The following is a 3179-nucleotide window of genomic DNA, read 5'->3' on the forward strand; positions in this document are numbered from 1 at the left end:
CCCTTTACCCCACGATCGAAAACCAATTAAAAAGGATTTAAGCGTAGCAGAGGATGCCTTTCGCAAACTGATTTACGCGATGCAGAAAGAGATTGCTTTGGCGGAAAAGGCGAAAGAATCGGCGTCGAAAATGATTTAATCAGCGCTTCAACGGGGTTTTCCGTTCCGCTCCAGACCGGCCCGTTATGGAATCGTTAAATGTCTATGTTTCGTCGAGGGTACTAACGCGTATGGAAGGTTCAGATCTCAACTTCACAGTCACATTCCTTATTGTAACTATTGGCTGGTTGCTGCCGATAATAATTATTCTGCGCTCGAGTAAGACTAGCGGTGGCGAAAAGCTGGCCTGGATTCTGCTCATAATTTTTGTATCGTGGCTTGCATGGATATTTTATTGGTTGCTTGCGCCAATTAAGAAAAGTTGAGCGAAGACTGGAAATGAAGCGCAGTGCAAATGATCAATCGCGATTGAGCGGTAACCGCACATGTAACCAGTTGCGGCAATACCACAGGCTGCACGTGCCTGACGCAGCTTACGCTGCCCCACTGCCCAGGGCATTATCCCAAGATCTGAATGTCCGCTTTGCGACCGCAACGAAACCACCGCTGTTTACAGTTGCAGCTCTTCGCGGTGCTTGTGTACTTCTTTTCAGATGCGCCTTCATTGCGCATAATATGTATTCTCTCGCGACACCTTAAAGATGCTTGCCATGATCGATCTTCAACAAATGAGAGCAGTTCTGGAAGCCCTACCAGACCCCGCCTTTATCTTGTCACGCAGCGGTAAATATATAGCGGTGTTTGGCGGTCGTGATGCACGGTATTACCACGATGGCACCGGGCTAATCGGGAAGTATATTTCAGACTTGGTCAAACCCGACAAAGCTGAGTGGTTTCTTGAACAGATAGGCCGTGCGCTTGAATCGTGTAAGTTATTGGTTGAAGAGTACGAGTTAAGCAACAGGGATGTTAGGGGCTTGCCGGATGAAGGGCCGGAAGACCCCATCTGGTTTGAAGGCCGCATTCAGGCTTTAGATTTTCAGGTAGATGGAGAGCCTTTGGTGCTTTGGGTCGCAAGTAATATTTCAGAGCGACACGAACTTGAAATCAGACTGCGGGAGCTAAGTGACACAGATCAGCTAACGGGACTTTTCAACCGGCGGAAACTGGAGCACGACCTTGCGTTGCATTTTGAAACGTTCACGCGTCATGCCGTGCCGACTACAGTTTTGATATTTGACGTGGATAACCTAAAAAAGATCAATGACTCCAAGGGGCACCATGTAGGGGATGAAGTTCTCCTTGCAGTGGCTAATACCTGTCGGTCAGAACTTCGAAAAACCGACATCGCTTGTCGTTTCGGAGGGGATGAGTTTGTAGTTTGCCTACCCAACACCGCGCCAGATCGCGCATTAAAGTTTGCAGAGCGATTGCAGCAGGACTTGCGGCAGGCTTTGATGGATTTTTCAGTGGGCGATATTGCTGCAACAATCAGCTTGGGTGCCGCCAACATAAGCTCTGAAGATCGTTCCTATGAAGACACTCTCAAACGCGCTGACGATGCCCTCTACAAAGCTAAACGTCTGGGCAAGGACAGGATTGTGACTGCATGACATGGTCTATTATCCTCAGACCTCGTTTTTGACTTCCTTCTTACGCATGTTTTTGCGCGGTTTTGGAAAGAAGCCTTTCAGGCTTGGATCAGAATATCCGCTCAACGACTTTCCGCATTCCAAGCGACAGCTAAACAAAAGCGAACATTCGCGCCACACCAGTCGAGCTACCCAAATCCCCCAACAGAGGCAAACATTTGCCTTGAGCAATACAGCTGTGAAAAGCTCAGTGCATAAAGTGTCCACCAAAGTGGTGCAAGATCACCGGCGGCTTACCTTTGCGTTAGCCAACTTCACTAGGGCCTCGTATGAATAAGTTAATCGAAACGGAACAACATGGGCGCATAGTGATCGCAAAATTTAGCAATCCGCCGTATGCATTGCTGACAGAATCAATGTGCAACGAACTCAATAAACTGATCGTTTCGGTAGATCGTGATCCGACTATTGGTGTCGTGGTGTTTACCGGTCACGACCCCAATAGATTCATATCTCACTACGATGTTGGTGAACTATTGGAAGGAGCCGAAAGTTCACCGCCCATGTCATTAGGTCAGGCCAAATTTGCATTGACCGCTGTCAGGGCGCTTAAAAGACTTCCCGGAATGCGAAGGTTGCTCCAAAAATCACCGGCTGCAGGCCTCCTTCAGTTACAAAATTTCCATGAAACCTTGCAACTAATGGGGCGCAGTGGAACGATTTTTATCGCTGCAATCAACGGCCAAACAGCGGGCGGTGGCCTGGAGTTCGCACTCGCATGCGATTTACGTTTTATGTCCGACAGTGCAGAACTTGCACAATTCGAAGTTTTGCTCGGTTTTCCGCCCGGAGCGGGAGGTACTCAGCGATTGTCACGACTTATTGGGCGTGGTGTAGCTTTAGAACTCATGCTCACCGGCAGAGGAATCTCACCTAAAGAATGTTTATCCCTCGGACTTGTATCTGAGGTGATTCCTCATGAAGATCTGCTAAACCAGGTTCTTAGGAGGGCTGAACCGCTATCTCATCGCAGCAAAGCTGCTGTAGCGGGCATTAAGCAGTCGGTTATCGAAGGCGGATCTTTGGCGCTTGAACAGGGTTTGCGATTGGAACAAAGCCTATTTCTATCACTGTTAGGGGCAAGTGGCGCGAAAAGGGCTTCTAAAGCATACGTTGACTTCATTGATTCAAAGAAAGTTCTTCCCGTAAACGACCCAGTTGCGAGGAAAAAACTAGAAGCTGGCAGCTTTGTAGATTTAACCGATCGCTAACAAGCGCATGAAATTCGCTCCGTATAGTCGCCGGACGTAGCTAACTCTTCGGACGGCGTTAACCCTAAATCTGAACGTTCGCTTTGCGACCAGGGCATCCTCTGAGCTTAGCTAAACAAAAGCGAACATTTGCTGAGCCCAAGATCCAATAGAGGACTTGTCACCTGGGAATACCCTGCGAAGCACCAGCGTGCAGGTGTCAACAACAGTGAGTTTTGACCGATTTTTATCAGTTTAGATTGTCCGGTTTTCATCAGTTTTCAGTGACCGCTTTTTGAGTGTCCGGGTCGTCAGATTCCTCCTGTTGTTGAGTAGT

Annotated in this window: 3 protein-coding genes; all 3 read left to right on the top strand. The window is 48.3% G+C overall.

What is annotated here, in order from left to right; all coding sequences use genetic code 11:
- Positions 1-230: 230 nt before the first annotated feature.
- The 3 genes from MDHKLMBL_RS21380 (at position 231) to MDHKLMBL_RS20590 (ending at position 2863) form a co-directional block, all read left to right on the top strand.
- Positions 231-425, top strand: a complete 195-nt coding sequence (locus tag MDHKLMBL_RS21380; protein ID WP_062785069.1) for a PLDc N-terminal domain-containing protein — start codon at positions 231-233, stop codon at positions 423-425.
- A 285-nt stretch (positions 426-710) separates the two neighbouring features.
- Positions 711-1613, top strand: a complete 903-nt coding sequence (locus tag MDHKLMBL_RS20580; RefSeq protein WP_053115071.1) for a GGDEF domain-containing protein — start codon at positions 711-713, stop codon at positions 1611-1613.
- Between the two features lie 308 nt (positions 1614-1921).
- A complete protein-coding gene (locus MDHKLMBL_RS20590; protein WP_104272562.1) occupies positions 1922-2863 on the top strand; it encodes an enoyl-CoA hydratase/isomerase family protein in 942 nt (313 codons plus the stop codon).
- Positions 2864-3179: the final 316 nt, after the last annotated feature.

Source organism: Marinobacter flavimaris, from assembly GCF_002933295.1.
Classification (GTDB): domain Bacteria; phylum Pseudomonadota; class Gammaproteobacteria; order Pseudomonadales; family Oleiphilaceae; genus Marinobacter; species Marinobacter flavimaris.